7 protein-coding genes and 2 pseudogenes are annotated in these 17288 nt (G+C 71.5%); 6 read left to right on the top strand and 3 right to left on the bottom strand.

The genetic code is table 11. The annotated features are described in order from the left end of the window. Positions 1–108 precede the first annotated feature (108 nt). The 3 genes and pseudogenes from ACN28G_RS01750 to mfd form a co-directional block, all read right to left on the bottom strand. Positions 109–1074 (bottom strand): annotated as a pseudogene (locus tag ACN28G_RS01750) (nucleoside triphosphate pyrophosphohydrolase); the annotation flags it as partial. 2 nt (positions 1075–1076) lie between these two features. Continuing rightward, positions 1077–1859: a hypothetical protein gene (locus ACN28G_RS01745; protein ID WP_421478228.1), complete on the bottom strand. Its 783-nt coding sequence runs from the start codon at positions 1857–1859 to the stop codon at positions 1077–1079. Positions 1860–1908: 49 nt separating this feature from the next. Then, positions 1909–5379: pseudogene (gene mfd, locus ACN28G_RS01740) on the bottom strand (transcription-repair coupling factor); the annotation flags it as partial. 516 nt (positions 5380–5895) lie between these two features. Between mfd and ACN28G_RS01735 the strand changes: the two are divergent. From ACN28G_RS01735 to ACN28G_RS01710, 6 genes are all read left to right on the top strand, one after another. Next, positions 5896–6783, top strand: coding sequence for a helix-turn-helix domain-containing protein (locus ACN28G_RS01735; RefSeq protein ID WP_421478227.1), 888 nt, complete (start codon positions 5896–5898; stop codon positions 6781–6783). A 600-nt stretch (positions 6784–7383) separates the two neighbouring features. Continuing rightward, the gene (locus ACN28G_RS01730) at positions 7384–8088 is read left to right on the top strand and encodes a hypothetical protein (protein WP_091434773.1); all 705 of its coding nucleotides are present in this window, start codon (positions 7384–7386) and stop codon (positions 8086–8088) included. A gap of 349 nt (positions 8089–8437) precedes the next feature. After that, positions 8438–9142 carry a cyclase family protein gene (locus tag ACN28G_RS01725; protein ID WP_421478226.1) on the top strand — a complete coding sequence of 235 codons (705 nt, stop codon included), beginning with the start codon at positions 8438–8440 and terminating at the stop codon, positions 9140–9142. 780 nt (positions 9143–9922) lie between these two features. Next, positions 9923–11896 carry an OmpL47-type beta-barrel domain-containing protein gene (locus ACN28G_RS01720; RefSeq protein ID WP_421478225.1) on the top strand — a complete coding sequence of 658 codons (1974 nt, stop codon included), beginning with the start codon at positions 9923–9925 and terminating at the stop codon, positions 11894–11896. A 79-nt stretch (positions 11897–11975) separates the two neighbouring features. Next, positions 11976–13154, top strand: a complete 1179-nt coding sequence (locus ACN28G_RS01715; protein ID WP_091434769.1) for a multicopper oxidase domain-containing protein — start codon at positions 11976–11978, stop codon at positions 13152–13154. 39 nt (positions 13155–13193) lie between these two features. Continuing rightward, entirely contained in the window at positions 13194–17186 is a 3993-nt protein-coding gene (locus ACN28G_RS01710) for a ThuA domain-containing protein (protein WP_421478224.1), read from the top strand. Positions 17187–17288 lie beyond the last annotated feature (102 nt).

The following is a 17288-nucleotide window of genomic DNA, read 5'->3' as shown; positions in this document are numbered from 1 at the left end:
GGCGTGCTCGGCGGCGGCGTGCTCGGCGGCGGAATCCGCGACGGGCTGCCCTTCGGCGGCCGGGTCCACGACGGGCTGCCGTTCGGCGGCCGGGTCCACGACCGGCTCCCGTTCGGCGGCGCGGACGGCGGTGGCGTAGGCCAGGGCGGCGCGGCGCAGGGCCGCCTCCGGGTCCAGGCCGGCGGTGCGGGCGGCGGCGACGGTGGCGAGCAGGCTCGCGCCGAGCCGGGCCTCCGGGTCGACCTGGGAGTCGGCCAGCGGCGGCGGGACGGCCAGCCCGACCCGGCCGGCCCGGTCCAGGATCTTGGCCGCCAGGGCAAGGGCGGGTTGGCTCAGCGCGATGCCGTCCAGCACCGAGTCCCGGGCCTTCTCGGCCTGTTTGATCCGCTCCCAGCTCGCCTCGATGTCAGCCAACGAGCCGGCCTCGCCGTCGGCGAAGACGTGCGGGTTGCGCCGCACCAGCTTGTCCACCAGCGCGCCGGCCACGTCGTCGACGCTCCACCGTTCGTCGTCGGGCAGGTTCTCCGCCAGCCGGGCGTGCAGCAGCACCTGGAGCAGCACGTCACCCAGCTCCTCGCGGAGCGCCTCGGTGTCGTCGGCGCTGATCGCGTCGTACGCCTCGTAGCACTCCTCCAGCAGGAAGTGGGCGAGGCTGCGGTGGGTCTGCGCCCGCTTCCACGGGTCGCCGCCGGGCGAGGCCAGCCGGTCCATCACCTCGACCGCGTCGAGCAGCCGGGCCCCCGGCGGGTCCCACGAGCCGTACATCAGTTCCAGCTCGGCCAGGCCGGGCTCGCGGGCCAGCCGCAGCCCCACCTGCCGGGCCAGCGACTCGTCGCCGGCCGGGCCGGCCAACCAGACCACCGTGCCGTGTTCGGCGGCGGCGTCCAGCAACGCCTGCGCCGGTGGGCCGTCGACCACGGTGACCTCGACGCCCGTCGCGTCCAGCGCCGCGGTCAGCGCGCTGCGCTCCCCGGCCAACACCGGACGGGTACGCAGCACGTCCCAGGCGGCAGCGGTCAGCAGGCCGGCCGGCAGCCGCGGTGAGGTGACCAGCAGTACGATCCGCCGGGTCATGCTCAACCGGCGGCCGGGGCGGCGCTCGGGCCGCCGGCCGGGGCGCGCGGGGTCGAGATGTCGGTCACGGGGCCGGCCTCGTCGATGTAGGGCAGCGAGTAGAAGACCAGCGACTGGCCGGTGCTGACCACCGACGGCACCCCGATCGGCCGGAACCTCGGGTTGATCGTCGTGCCGACCCGCTCGGCCTCGGAGGTGAGGGCGGCGCTGAGCGCGGAGGCCTGCCGGACGAAGGCGCCCTCGCCGAAGGCCTGCCGCACCTCGGCCACGGAGAGGCCGGGCTGGATCGCCCCGGTCTTCTCGATCGCCCGGTAGACCGCCAGCACCGCGTCGTCGCTGAGCTGGGCCGGCGGCAGCGCGCCGCCGAGCGCGGTGGAGACGTCCAGCCACTCGCTCCAGAGCTTGGTGTACTCGGCGGTGGCGGGCATCTGGAGCTGCTCCGCCAGCTGCTCGGGCCGGATCTCGTCGGGCACCTGGACACCCTTGTCGGCGGCCACCCGCCGGCCCAGCTCCAGGCTGACCAGCAGGTTGACCACGTCCTGGCGGGTCACCTTCGAGCGCAGCTGCTCGGGCGACAGGGTGGCGTCGGCCTGGGTGGCCTGCTCGCGTACGGCCGCGCCGTAGCGGGCCTGGGCGTCGTCGTAGACCTCGTCCACCCGCTCCAGCGAGTACCTCGCGTCACCGACGTACGCGGCGACGTCCGGTGAGCTGTTGCCGCAGCCGGCGACGGAGACAAGACCGAGAGCCGCGACGCTGGCAGCGGCGATGAGACGACGAACACGCATACGGATCACTCTCTCACACCCTCCGGGCGGCCCCGACCGGCCCGGGGCGTCACTTCCCGGCCCCGACGGGCGCGCCGAGGACGTCGGTGAGCAACTGCTCGCACCACTGCAGCAGGGCCTGGTCGCGCAGCGGCTCGCCGCCCACCCGGCGGGTGCTCGGCCGGGGCACGCTCACCTGGTCGGTGGCCTGCTTGTAGACCGAGTCCGGGTGGTACCGCTTGAGTCGCAGCTGCTTGGAGTCGGGCAGCGGCAGCGGGCCGAAGCGCAGGTGCTTGCCCTGCATGCTGACGTCGGTCAGGCCGTAGCGGCGGGCCAGCAGCCGGAACCGGGCCACCGCGATCAGGTTCTGCACCGGGGCGGGCGGTTCGCCGTACCGGTCGGTCATCTCGGCGGCCACCTCGCGCAGCCGGTCGTCGTCGCGGGCCTCGGCGAGCTTGCGGTACATCTCCAGGCGCAGCCGCTCCACCCCGACGTAGTCGTGCGGCAGGTGCGCGTCGACCGGCAGATCGATCTTGACGTCGGTCTCCTCCTCGGCCTGCTCACCCTTGAACGCCGAGACCGCCTCACCGACCATCCGGACGTACAGGTCGAAGCCGACGCCCTCGATGTGGCCGGACTGCTCGCCGCCGAGCAGGTTGCCCGCGCCCCGGATCTCCAGGTCCTTCATCGCCACGTACATGCCGGCGCCCAGCTCGGTGTGCTGGGCGATGGTGGCCAGCCGCTCGTGGGCGTGCTCGGTCAGCGGCTTCTCCGGCGGGTAGAGGAAGTACGCGTACGCCCGCTCCCGGCCCCGGCCGACCCGGCCCCGGATCTGGTGCAGCTGGGCCAAGCCGAGCAGGTCGGCCCGCTCCACGATCAGCGTGTTGGCGTTCGGGATGTCGATGCCGGACTCCACGATCGTGGTGCAGACCAGCACGTCAAACTCCTTCTCCCAGAAGCCGACCATCACCTTCTCCAGGGCCTCCTCGCCCATCTGCCCGTGCGCCACCGCGACCCGGGCCTCGGGCACCAGCTCGCGCAGCTTCCGGGCCGTCCGGTCGATCGACTCGACCCGGTTGTGCAGGTAGAACACCTGCCCGTCGCGGAGCAGTTCACGGTGGATGGAGGCGGCCACCTGCCGGTCGTCGTACGCCCCGACGGCGGTCAGCACCGGGTGCCGCTCCTCCGGCGGGGTGGCGATGGTGGACATCTCCCGGATCCCGGTGATCGCCATCTCCAGGGTCCGCGGGATCGGGGTGGCCGACATGCTGAGCACGTCGACCGAGGCGCGCAGGGTCTTCAGGTGCTCCTTGTGTTCGACGCCGAAGCGCTGCTCCTCGTCCACGATCACCAGGCCGAGTTGCTTGAACCGGGTGGCGGTCTGCAGCAGCCGGTGGGTGCCGATGACGATGTCGACGCTGCCGTCGGCGACCATCTCCAGGGTCCGCTCGGTCTCCTTCGGCGTCTGGAACCTCGACAGCTGCCGGATGACCACCGGGAACTGCCCCATCCGCTCGGCGAAGGTGTTGTAGTGCTGCTGGGCCAGGAGCGTGGTGGGCACCAGCACCGCCACCTGCTTGCCGTCCTGGACCGCCTTGAACGCCGCCCGGACCGCGATCTCGGTCTTGCCGTACCCGACGTCGCCGCAGATCAGCCGGTCCATCGGGACGGTCTGCTCCATGTCCCGTTTGACCTCCTCGATGGCGGCCAGCTGGTCGGGGGTCTCCTGCCAGGGGAAGGCGTCCTCCAGCTCCCGCTGCCACGGGGTGTCCGGACCGAAGTTGTGCCCCTTGGACGCCTTGCGGGCGGCGTAGAGCTGGATGAGCTGGGCGGCGATCTCCCGGACCGCCTTACGGGCCCGGGCCTTGGACTTCTGCCAGTCCGAGCCGCCCATCTTGTGCAGGGTGGGCTGCTCGCCGCCGACGTACCGGCTGAGCTGGTCGAGCTGGTCGGTGGGGACGAAGAGCCGGTCGCCCGGCTGGTTGCGCTTGCTGGGGGCGTATTCGATGACCAGGTACTCCCGGGAGGCCCCGTTCACGGTGCGCTGCACCAGCTCCACGTACCGGCCGATGCCGTGCTGCTCGTGCACCACGTGGTCGCCGGCCTTCAGCTCCAGCGGGTCGATGGTGTTGCGCCGCCGGCTCGGCATCTTGCGCATGTCCCGGGTCGAGCTGCCCCGGCCGCCGGTGATGTCGTCGCCGGTGAGCAGGACGAACCGGGACGCCTCGTCGACGAAGCCGTGGCGCAGCGGACCGCAGGCGACCAGCAGCTCACCCGGGGCCGGGGCGGTCGGCACCTGGTCGACCAGGCGGGCACCGAGGCCGGCGTCGCGCAGCACCTCGACGGCCCGCTGGGCGGGACCGTGCCCCTCGAAGACCAGCGCGATCGACCAGCCCTCGCCGGACCAGCGGGTGAGGTCGTCAACCAGGCGCGGCGTCTCGCCGTGGTACAGCGGGGCGGGTTGGGCGGCCAGCGTGACGGCGATCGCGTCGTCGGGGGTGACGTCCACCTCCCCGGGCGCGTCCTCCCAGGGCTGCCGGGCCGGTGCCGCGTCGGCCTGGGCCAGCCCGAACGGCGACAGCGTCCACCAGGGCTGACGCCGCGTCGCGGCGGTGGCGCGTACCTCGGCCAGGGTCTTGAAGGCGGCGGCGCCGAGGTCCACCGGGGCCTGGCCTCCGACAGCGGCCGCGGCCCAGCTGGCCTGCAGAAACTCCTCCGAGGTACGGACCAGGTCGTGCGCCCGGGTGCGGATCCGCTCCGGATCGCAGAGCAGTACGTGGGTGCCGGCCGGCATGGTCTCCAGCAGCAGCTCCAGGCTGTCGTCGCCGAGCAGCGCCGGGACCAGCGACTCCATCCCCTCCACCGGGATGCCCTCGGCCAGCTTGTCGAGGATCTCGGCCAGCTCGGGATGCTCCTTGGCCAGCGCGGCGGCCCGCTCCCGCACGTCCGGGGTGAGCAGCAGCTCCCGGCAGGCCGGTGCCCACAGCCCCGGCACCGCCTCGATGGTCCGCTGGTCGGCGACGGCGAAGGTACGGATCTCCTCCACCTCGTCGCCCCAGAACTCGACCCGGGACGGATGCTCGTCGGTGGGCGGGAAGACGTCCAGGATCCCGCCGCGCACCGCGAACTCGCCGCGCTTGGTGACCAGGTCGACCCGGGCGTACGCCAGGTCCGTCAGCCGGCGGGCGACCTGCTCCAGATCGGCCTCGGCCCCGCCGGTCAACCGCACCGGTTCCAGGTCGCCGAGCCCCTTGAGCTGCGGTTGCAGCAGCGAACGGACCGGAGCGACGACCACCCGCAACGCCCCGGTACGACCGTGGGCGTCGGCGGCGTCCGGGTGGGCCAGCCGGCGCAGCACGGCCAACCGGCGGCCGACCGTGTCGGAGCGGGGCGAGAGGCGCTCGTGCGGCAGCGTCTCCCAGGACGGGAAGACGGCCACCTGCTCCGCCGGCAGCAGACCACCCAGCGCGGCGGCCAGGTCGTCGGCCTCCCGGCTGGTCGCGGTCACCGCCAGCACCGGCCGCCCGGCCCCGCCGCCGGTGCCCGGCCGCCCGGCGCCTCCGCCCGGGTGCCCGGTACCGGTGCCTGGCCGCCCGGTGCCGGTGCCCGGGTGCCCGGCGCCTCCGCCCGGGTGCCCGGTGCCGGTGCCCGGTGCCGCTGCTCCGCCGCCCGGTCGCCGGGTGTCGTTCTCGGTGTCGGGGTGGCCGTCGGGGTCGGCGGCGACCGCCGCCACCGCGAACGGGCGCAACGCCGGTGGGGCGGTCAGATCGAGCCCGTCGACCTGCGCGGCACCGGACCGCGCGAGGTCACGCGCCCGAGCCAGCCCCGGGTCGGCCAGGGCGGCGGAGAAAAGTCCGGCGAGCATGTGATCACTTCCAGCGGGAGGACACGACGATCACCCCGCGTCCGGGCTGGACGGGGGGTTACACCAGTCGACACTATCTCTCTGTGGTGACATCCGTTCGGCCAGCCGGTAGCCACGGCCCGGTACGGTCCGGCCCACGAAGATCCAGTTCAGCGCGGTCCGAGCTGTGCGGGTCCGACCTGGGGTGGTTCGGTGTCTGAGGGGGTCGGCAGTGATCCCCGCCGGGCCACGACCGCCGCCCGGTGGCGGGTGCTCGGGCACCCCGACGGCATGCTGATCTTCCAGGCGCGATGCCTCGTCGAGCAGCACGGCTGGACCGAGCCCGCACCGGAGGCCCGGCACCGGGTGCTGCTCGGCCGCTCCGGGGTGTACCGGCGGCGGCTCAACGACCGGATCGAGTTCTCCGACGCCACCTCGGTGGTGCTCACCCGCCCCGGTGACGAGTTGTCGGTCTCCCACCCGCTGGGCTGCGGAGACTCGTACACCTGTCTGGAGGTCGACGCCGAGGTGCTGGCCGAGCGACCCGACGCCGCGCACTGGCTCGACCGGGGTGGCTGGGCGGGCAGCTCCGACGCCCGGCTGGACCTGGCACACCGGCTGCTGGTCGCCGAGGCGAGTCGGGGCCTGGACGCCTTCGAGCTTGCCGAACGGCTGCACCTGTTCCTCGGCCGGCTGTTGCAGCACACCACCCGCGCCGCCGACCCACCCGGTGCCGAGGTGGACCGGGCCGTCCGCCGCCGGCCGGCCACCCTGGTCGCGCACCGGCGACTGGCCGACCGGGCCCGCGAGGTGCTGGCCGGCCACGGCTTCACCCGTACCCTCGACGAGGTGGCCCGTGAGGTGGGCAGCTCACCGCACCATCTGAGCCGGGTGTTCCAGCGGGTCACCGGGGAGAGCCTGACCGCGTACCGGAACCGGTTGCGGGTCCGCGCGGTGCTCGACACCCTCGCCGAGTCCGACGGCCGGCCGCTGCGCGCGGTCGCCGCCGACCACGGCTTCGCCGACCAGGCCCACCTCACCCGGGTGGTCCGGGACCAACTCGGCCAGCCGCCGGCCCAGCTACGCCGGCTGCTCACCTGACCCTTTCTGCCCAGCCCGATGACTGGGCGTCCGGTGTCCCGAGGGACGGCGGTGTCTGGCACCCCCTGGGCGGGCGGTGAACCCGGTGCGGCGCACACGGAGCGGCGCACACGGAGCGGCGCACACGGAGCGGCGCACACGGAGCGGCGCACACGGAGCGGCGCACACGGAGCGGCGCACAAGATCTTGGAAGAAAAGTGCCCCTCCGGGGGCCGATAACTTCCAAGATCTTCTCCGCCGGGCGGAGGCGACACCAGGTTGGCGGAGTGCCGGTGCGGGTGGCCCGGGGGTGGGGCGGCGGCCTGGGGGGTGGGGTGGGGTGGCTGTGTCGGTGAAGTGAGCAACGATGTTCAAGACCCGGGCCCGGTAGCCGGCCGAAGATGGTCCACGGGGCCCGGGGAGATCGCCGTGCTGGCGGCCCGGGGGTGCGCGGACCTGTTCGGGGAGGCCCGCGGCCCCCGCCCCGGGTACGCCAGGGTTGCCGTGCCGGGCGGGAAGTGCACGCCCGGACTACGGTGGGCGGAGTTGATCGAGCGCCGGGGACGAGACCGCGCTCGTGGGACGACTCCGCCTCACCCGTCGATCTCTGGAGTGCCTCCGGTGTCCACCCCGCCGTCCTGGTCGTCGCCCGACCAACAACCGCAGTCCGGGCCACCCTCGGCGTACCCGCAGGGATGGCCGCAGCCGGGGCAGTCGCAGCCCGGCTACCCGCAGTCCTACCCGCCGGTGCCTCCACCGGCACCGACGACCAAGCGGATCCCCGAGGACCAGCCCTTCGTGGCCCGGCCCAACATCGCCAAGCGAGTCGGGCTGATCAGCGCGGTCGTGGGTGCGGTCCTCCTGCCCATCCTCTGCTGTGTCGGTTTCGCCATCGCCCAGGCCGGCAGTGCTGGAAGCGCCGTCGGCATCACCGTGGTCATCGCCGTGATCAGCCTGCTCGGGCTCGTGCTGCCGCTGGGACTCCAGATCTGGCTGCTCGCGTCCGGTGGGCCGGTGCTGGCGCTCGGCCCCGACGGGTTGTGGATCCGGTCCCGACCGACCCGGGGTCAGGCGGTCTGGCTGCCCTGGGAGGCCGTCGCGCAGATCTCCCGTCGCCGCTGGAGTCTGGAGAAGATGCTGGTCGTTCAGCCCCACGACCCCCGGACGCTGCAGAACCTGGGCGCGTACACCGCCTTCGACAGCGGACTCCTGAAGGCCTTCTACGGCTCCGGGCTGGTCGCCACGCTCAACTTCGCCGACAGGTCGGAGGCGGAGATCCTGGCCGCCGTCCAGTACTACAGCGCCGGCCGTTGCCCCCTCCGCTGAACAAAAAGCGGCGCGGACAGGCCCACCCGAGACAAGTAGCCCAAGCACGCCCCCCACCCCCCACCCACCTGACTACGGGCGAACCACCAGTAGCCGCGGGTCTGGGGAGATCTGTTGTCGCCCTGGCGACAACAGATCTCCCCACACCTTTCGTTGCCCCTGACGTCCGGCGACGCGAAGCGGCGCGGCACTCGGTGGCCGACCAGCAGGCGGTTCGGGGTTCGGTAGGTCACTTTTGTCGGGCTTCTTCCCGGTCGAGGCCCACGACTGGTCCAGCCTGAGCCGTGGCGATCGAGCGGTTTCCCGGGCGGGGTGGACGGGCCCACCGGCGGCCGGGCACGATGCGGTGATGCCTACCGATCCCGTACGTGAGCTCCCGGGTGCCCGCCGGCACGTGGAGCTGAGCCATGTGATCTCGGACGGCATGACGACCCTGCCGGACTGGCCGGGACCCCGGATCAGCGACTGGCTTTCCCGGCAGGCGTCCCGCGACCGGTACGCCCCCGGCACCGAGTTCCACGTCGGGCGGATCGACATGATCGCCAACACCGGCACCTATCTGGACACTCCGTCGCACCGGTACGCCGACGGGGCGGACCTGACCGGTGTGCCCCTGGACCGCCTCGCCGACCTGCCCGGGGTCGTGGTCCGGGTGCCCGCCGGCTCCCGGGCGGTCGACCGGCCGTTGCTGGCGACGTACGAGGTGGCGGGGCGGGCGGTGCTGCTGCACACCGGCTGGGATGTCCACTTCGGCACCGGACGGTACTCCGGCCCGGAGGCGCCGTACCTGACCGGGGCGGGCGCCCGGTGGCTGGTCGAGGCGGGGGCCGTGCTGGTCGGGATCGACTCGGTGAACATCGACGACATGCGGCCGGCCGAGGTCGGCACCCGTCCCGCGCACAGCACGTTGCTGGCTGCCGGGGTGCCCATCGTGGAGCATCTGACCGGGCTGGCGGCGTTGCCTCCGCAGGGTTTCCGGTTCACCGCCGCCCCTCCGATGGTCGCCGGCATGGGCACCTTCCCGGTCCGAGCTTTCGCGACCTTGCCCGGCTGAGCAGCGCCCCGTCCTGACCGGAGCAGCGTCCCCTGCCCGCCTGAGCAGCGTCTGCTCCCCGTCTGAGCAGCGTCTGCTGACCGTCTGAGCTGGGCTAACGGGGGAAGGGCGCAACCTCGCCGATCGGTCGAAGTGGACCTTAGCCATCACTTTCGTTCACTTCGATAAAAGTAGTTGCCAGATCGATGAAAGCTGTGGACACCCTGACTGCAAGTCCGTTAGGGTCAGGCCACGAACTTGTTTCGACGAGGTATCCGGCGGCGCGGCTACCTCGCGGGACCTGGCAACGGGGCGAGCCTCACGCGCCCACGGCCACGGTCGTTCCGTCGGGGTCGCACCCCAGCGGAACAGCTCCAGTTCCGACGCGTCGGCGCGCGTCCTGTCCCTGGCCCCTCCGACTCCGCCCGCCCTCCCCCGCGCAGCGAGACCAGCCCGGACGATCCACCACCGCCTCACCACGATCGCCGCACGCTGGGCCGTCGCCTGCCTGAGCCCGCCTCACGCTGAGCCTCACCGCACGTGGACCCCACGCACGCCACCTTGCACAGCACGCCACCGCTGCACAGCACGCCACCGCTGCACCGCACGCCACCGCTGCACCGCGCGTCAGGTCGCACCGCACATCACGTCGTACCCCAGGCAAGCCTGCCCACCAGCGACACCGGGCAGGTGCGGCTGCCGCGCGCCCGACAACGGCCACCACCCCGACGTCCCGGCGGACCTCACCCCCGGGATACCCGACAAAGTCTGAAAAAGACGTTGATGAAAGGTATGCCGGAGATGCTATTGCGCTCCCTCAGAGACGGCACACCGAGCGGTCCCCGTCCTCCCATAACACCCTCCGGCCGGTTCCGCCGGCCGCTGGCCGCCCTCACCCTGGCGCTCACCCTGGTGGTCACCTCCGCGCTGAACGCCGTGCCGGTGGGTGCCCAGGAGAGCAGCGCCCAGCAACTGGAGCAGACCCTCACCTGGACGGCGGACAACGACGTCACCAGGTACAAGACCGCACCCACCACCGCCGTGGCCGGGCCGACCACGCTGGTCTTCGAGAACAGCGCGGCGACCGGCAACACCAGCGGCATGCAGCACACCCTGACCTTCGACACCGGTGACCCGCGGTACAACCAGGACGTCAACGTCAACATCCTGGCCGACCCGTTCGACGCCAACGGTGGCCGGTGGACGGTGGACGTGGTGCTCACCCCCGGCACGTACCGCTTCTTCTGCGCGATCCCCGGGCACGGCTCGATGACCGGCCTACTGGTCGTCACCGGCGGAGACGAGGAGGAGGACACCACCGCACCGACGGTGAGCGCCTCGCTCGCCGGACAACAGGACAACAGCGGCGCGTACGTCGGGGCGGCCACCGTCACCCTGACCGCCGAGGACGCCGGGTCCGGTGTGGAGAGCGTCGAGTACTCCCTGGACGGTGCGCCCTACACCACGTACACCGCGCCGTTGACAGTCAACGAGCCCGGTGCGCACAAGGTCGACTACCGGGCCACCGATGTCGCCGGCAACACCTCGGCGGTCCGGTCGGTGGACTTCACGGTGGTCGCTCCGCCGGACCCGGACACCACCGCGCCGACGGTCACGGTGGCGGTCAGCGGCGAGCGGGACGCCGACGGCGCGTACGTCGGTGCGGCCACGGTGACCCTGACCGCCAGCGACGCCGACTCCGGCGTGGCCCGGATCGAGTACTCCCTGGACAGCCAGCCGTTCACCACGTACACCGGTCCGTTCGCGGTCAACCGGCCGGGTCAGCACAGCGTGAGCTACCGGGCCACCGACAACGCCGGCAACACCTCGACGGCCGAGACGGTCAGCTTCTCGGTGGTGATGGGTGGTACCGACCCGGACTGCCCGGTGCTGGACACCCGGACGACTGTCTGGTTCGGCACGGTCAACAGCGGGTTGCCGAACCGGACGGTGGGCACCGGCTGCACGATCAACAACCTGATGGCCAGCGAGCGGAACTGGCTCAACCACGCCGAGTTCATGACCCACGTCCGGGCGACCACCCAGCACCTGATGCACCTCGGGGTGATCAACCGGGACGAGCGGCAGCTCCTGGTCGACTCGGCCCGCGAGTCGAACGTCGGCAAGTCCGACGAGCAGACCGGCTACCGGTCACTGCTGAGCCGCTCGGGCGCCTCGTTCAAGGAGTGGGAGCACGTCGGCCCGGGTGGGTTCACCCGCAGCTCCGACGGCTCGATCACCAGCAAGCCGGTCGCCGGCCTGGGCATGCTCTGGTACCCGGTCCGCAGCTACGGTGACTTCTCGCTGAAGCTGCAGTGGCGCGACGACGCCCCGGGCGACGGCCGGGCCAACAGCGGGGTCTTCGTCCGCTTCCCGGGTGTGCACCAGCACCCGCAGGAGTCCCGGCCCGAGTGGGTGGCGATCAAGTACGGCCACGAGATCCAGATCCTCGACCGCACCGACGGTGACCAGTACAAGACCGGGTCGGTCTACGGATTCGACCAGGTGAACCTGGCCGGGGCCGGGGTCACCGAGAAGGGCACCTGGAACGACTACGAGATCCGGGTGGTCGGGCAGCACTACTCGATCTTCCGCAACGGCGTGCTGATCAACGAGTACGTCAACGACCCCGGTGCGGCCTTCAGCCCGCCGCGGGCGGACGACCCGGGTGGCGCCGGCCGGCAGAACACCCACGGGTACATCGGCCTCCAGGTGCACGGGGCGAACGACATCGTCAGCTTCCGCAACGTCCGCGTCGCGCCGCTGACCCCCTGACCCCACCCCGCCTCCACTTCTCGTCAGCCGTGGCCGGCAGGGCTGCCGGCCACGGCTGACCGACCCGATTGGAACCACCGTGGATCAGAACGACGTGCTCGACAACCAACCCGAACCTCCGCGACGACGCCGAACAAGCGGCCTGCGTACCCTGCTCGCGCTGGCGGTGGCCGCGGTCACGCTGGGCAGCGCGGGAACGGCCTTCGCGGTCCAGTCCGGCTTCTTCGCCGAGAAGCCCGACGGCTGCGTCGCACCGGACCGCACCCTGCAGCTGTACGCGGTGGAGCTGCCCAAGGACCCGTCGACCAACCAGGTCCGGCTCGGGTACGGGCTGACCCCGCAGACCGCCTCGTACCCGGGGCCGACGATGGAGATGATCGAGGGCGAGTGCCTGGCGATCACCCTGCACAACCAGGTGCCGGAGGCGACCCTGGCGCAGCTGCGCACCGACCCGGAGCATCCGCTCGGGGTCTCGTTGCACGTGCACGGGGTCAAGTACACCCAGGACTCCGACGGCACGGTGCACAGCGGCTCGTACGTGGCCTCGGGCGAGTCGCGTACCTACACCTGGTACGCCAAGCCGCGCAACGCCAAGACCGGCTCGCCGGGCACCGCCGGCTACTGGTGGTACCACGACCACGTCGTCGGCGGCACCCACGGTACCCAGGGTCTCAACGCCGGCCTCTTCGGCGGCCTGGTGGTACGGCGGCAGGGCGACCTCCGGCCGGACCGCACCTACGTGAGCTTCTTCGGTGACCGGCAGACCATCAACCTGCGCCGGGGTGCCGAGGTGGACACCTGTGACGCGGAGAACCCACAGCCCGGACCGACCTGCCTGGTCGCCAAGCAGGGCGAGCGGGTGGAGTTCATCGTGGTCGGGATCGGCAACGACATGCACACCTTCCACCTGCACGGGCATGCCTGGGCGGACACCCGCACCGGGGTGGTCGCCGGGGACAACAAGGCGTTGGTCGACTCGATTCCGGTGATCGACAACAAGACACTCGGGCCGGGTGACTCCTTCGGGGTGACGATCGTCGCCGGTGACGCGGTCGGACCGGGGCACTGGATGCTGCACTGCCACATGCAGTTCCACTCCGACCTCGGCATGGCGACGTCGCTGCACATCCTCGACAAGAACGGCCAGATGCCGCCGCACCACGGGCACCACGGCCCGGCCCAGGTCAACGGGCCGGCCGGCAACCCCACCACGGCCGGAAGTGCGGCACACGCCGGGCACCAACCCGCCGGTTCCTGACCTGCCCACCACCCCCACCCGTCCACCGAAGGAGCAGAAATGGCCCTTAAACGCCATTTCCGACTAACCCGACTGACCACCACCACCCGCCGCGCGCTCGCCGTGACCTCGGCCGCCGTCCTCACCGCCGGCCTGCTCGCCGTGGTCCCGGCCGCCTCCGAGCCGGCCAGCGCGGCCCCGCCCACCTGGGGATCCCGGGTGGTCAACGTGCTGGTCTTCCACGGACCCGCCGCCGACCAGGCCGACCCGGTGAACCGGGCCGCCAACATCATCCGCCAGCTCGGCAGCGAGCACGGGTTCTACGTGCACACCTCCGCCGACCCGGGCGTCTTCACCGCCGACAACCTGGCCAAGTACCGCAGCGTCGTCTTCCTTTCCGCCAACGGGGTGACCCTCAGCGACGACCAGGAGGCGGCGTTCCAGTCGTACGTCAAGGGTGGCGGCGGCTTCGTCGGCATCCACGACGCCGCGTACGCCCAACCCGGCTCGGAGTGGTTCACCGGTCTGATCGGCACCCGGCCGGCGCCCAGCCTGCCCGCCGCCGAGAAGGTGGTGGAGGCGACCGCCAGCGGCAACAACCCGCCGAACGAGACCGCCGCCCACGCCTTCGACGGCACCACCAGCACCAAGTGGCTGACCCGGACCAACACCGGCTGGCTGGCCGGCAAGCTCGCCGAGCCGACCGTGGTCAACCGGTACGCCCTCTCCTCGGCCAACGACTCGCCCGGCCGGGACCCACGGGACTGGACGCTGCAGGGCTCCGCCGACGGGCAGACCTGGACCGACCTGGACAAGCGCACCGGCGAGAGCTTCCCGCAGCGCTTCCAGACCAAGCAGTACTCGTTCACCAACACCCAGGCCTACCAGCACTACCGGCTCAACATCACCGCCAACAGCGGTGAGCCGCTCATCCAGCTCGCCGAGCTGTGGCTGATCGGCAACGACGCGCCGGCGGCCCCGGAGACCAAGGTGCAGGAGGCGGTGGTCCAGGTGACCGACCGCCAGCACCCGGCCAACAAGGGCCTGCCGCTGAACTGGACCCGCTCCGACCAGTGGATCAACTGGGACCCGAGCCCGGTCGGCCGGGTGCACACCATCGCCCAGGTCGACGAGACCAGCTACGACGCCGGACTCGCCGGCAACGGTCCATTCCACCCGGTCTCCTGGTGCCGTGACTACGACGGCGGCCGGTCCTTCTACACCGGGATGGGGCGTACCGAGGACACCTGGACCTCCGACACCCAGTTCCGCAGCCACCTGCTCGGCGCGCTGCAGTGGACCGCCGGCACGGTCCAGGGTGACTGCAAGGCGACCATCTCGGCCAACTACCGGGTCGAGCGGCTCACCGTGGCCAACCAGTCCGGGCAGCTCGACCAGATCGGCGAGCCGCACGGGCTGACCATCGCCGAGGACGGCTCGGTCTTCTACATCGGCAAGGCGGCCTGCCCGTCCGGCCCGATCGCCGACTGGAACAACCCCAACGTCGGCCTGGGCTGCGGCACCATCCACCGCTGGGACCCGGAGAGCAAGCAGGTCAAGCTGCTCACCACCCTGCCGGTGATGGGCAACCGGGGCAGCGGCAGCGAGCTGGTCAAGAACGAAGAGGGCCTGATCGGCATCACCCTCGACCCGAAGTTCGCCGAGAACGGCTGGGTCTACGCGTTCTGGATGCCGCACGAGTCCATCGACCGGGAGAAGCGGGTCGGCAAGCGGACCGTCTCCCGGTTCACCTACGACAAGCAGGCCGACTCGATCGACCAGGACACCCGCAAGGACCTGCTGAGCTGGGACACCCAGATCCACAGCTGCTGCCACGCCGGTGGCGGGATGGCCTTCGACAACGAGGGCAACCTCTACATCGGCAGCGGGGACGCCAACTCCTCCGGCGGCTCCAACGGCTACTCCGGCAACAACTGGACCCAGGAGTACGCCGGCATCTCGTTCCAGGACGCCCGCCGTACCTCCGGCAACACCAACAGCTACAACGGCAAGATCCTGCGGATCCACCCGGAGGACGACGGCACGTACACCGTTCCCGAGGGCAACCTCTTCACCGGGCAGGAGGAGGGTGGCGGCAAGACCCTCCCCGAGATCTACGTGATGGGTGTCCGCAACATCTCCCGGCTCAACTGGGATCCGGTGAACAACTGGCTGACCGCGGCCTGGGTCGGCCCGGACGCCGCCACGCCGAGCCCGGAGCTGGGCCCGGCCAAGTACGAGCACGCCACCATCATCACCTCCGCCGGTAACCAGGGCTGGCCGTACTGCATGGGCAACAACCAGCCGTACCGGGACCGGAGCAACACCGACGCGACCCAGCTGACCGGCTGGTACGACTGCGACAACCTGAAGAACACCTCGCCGCGCAACACCGGTCTGGTGGACATTCCGCCGTCCCGGCCCAGCATGATCTGGTACTCGCCGCAGGGTGGTGGGCCGGTCTACCCGACCCGCACCGACGGCAGCGGGCTGCCCTCGTACGTCCTCGGTGAGGAGACCTTCACCCGCCCGTACCTGCGCGGTGGTGGCCAGGCCGTGATGGACGGCCCGACCTACCAGCGCTCGAAGGTCGACACCGACAGCGGGGTGGCCTGGCCGGCCCACTGGGACAACAAGTGGTTCATCGGCGACCAGTCCAACTCGGGCAACCGGGTGGCGGTCACCGTCGACCCGGCCGCCGTGCCCGAGCAGGGCGCACCGTCCTTCGCCGAGGACCTGCGGGCGATCATCCCGGGCGGCAACGGGGCCAACCAGCTCCAGTCCTGGATGGACGCCAAGTTCGGCCCGGACGGCGCGCTCTACATGCTGGACTACGCCGGTGGCTTCTTCAGCCTGCACGGCAACCAGAAGCTGATCCGGATCGTCTACACCGGCGGCGAGCCCACCCCGGGCCCGAGCCACGCCAGCGCGCAGATCGAGGCCGCCAGCAACTACCGGACGGTCTCCTTCTCCAGCGCCAAGGTCGGTGGCGTCTCCTGGGAGTGGGACTTCGGCGACGGCACCAAGGGCTCCACCCAGCCGCACCCGACACACACCTACCGCACGCACGGCTCCTACCAGGTCACGCTGAAGGTGAAGTACGCCGACGGCAAGACCGCCACCAGCACCATCGACGTCAGCACCGGCTGCGTCGCGCCGGACCGGCGCGACACGGTCTGGCTGCTCGACACCGACACCGGCCTGCCCAACCGGAAGGCCAACGGCGGGTGCACGATCAACGACCTGATCGACGACGAGCGGAGCTGGCCCAACCAGGGCTCGTTCCTGGCCCACCTGGACTCCGTGCTCGACCACCTCAGCAAGACCCGGGTGATCAACAACGAGGAGAAGGCCGCGCTGCGGACCGCCGGTGAGGCGTCCCCGATCGGCCGTACCCCCGGCTACCAGCCCATCTTCGACGGGTCGGCGTACTCGTTGGCGGACTGGCGGCAGGCACCCGGCGGGTCGTTCGCGCTCAACCCCGACGGGTCCATCCGCAGTATCGGCGGCATGGGCATGCTCTGGTACGCCGGCCAGGAACTGGCCGACTACTCGATCAAGCTCAAGTTCCGGGACTCCTCGCCGGGCACGACCCGAGCCAACAGCGGTGTCTTCGTCCGGTTCCCGGACCCGCGGACGCCGCTGGAGGAGCGGCCCGAGGGCAGTTGCTCCACGCTGGGTTCGGCCCGCACCTCCCAGGCCTGGGTGGCGATCATGTGCGGTCACGAGATTCAGCTGTACGACGGGGCGACCGGTGAGCCCCAGAAGACCGGTTCGGTGTACAACTTCCAGCCGCTGACCCTGGACCAGTCGGGGGCCACCCCGAAGGGTGAGTGGAACGACTACGAGATCCGGGTGGTCGGGCAGCGCTACACGATCATCCGTAACGGGGTCACCCTGAACGTCTTCGACAACGTCCCGGGCAAGCAGTCCTCCCGGGCCGGGGACCCCCCGACCGACCTGCGTCAGTTCACCAGCGGGTTCGTCGGTCTACAGAACCACGGCAACAGTGACGTGATGGACTTCCGGGACATCCGGGTCCGCGCGCTCTGACGTTCCACCAGATGCCGGGTACGGGGACAGCCCCCGTACCCGGCACCGCCGTGCCCGCACCCCCTCCCCCTACCACCCCCAGCGGTAAGGAAGGGACCCTTC

Source organism: Micromonospora sp. WMMA1923, from assembly GCF_049179195.1.
Lineage (GTDB): Bacteria > Actinomycetota > Actinomycetes > Mycobacteriales > Micromonosporaceae > Micromonospora > Micromonospora yangpuensis.
Note: the sequence above shows the minus strand (reverse complement) of the source record. Positions and strands in the feature narration are given on the sequence as shown.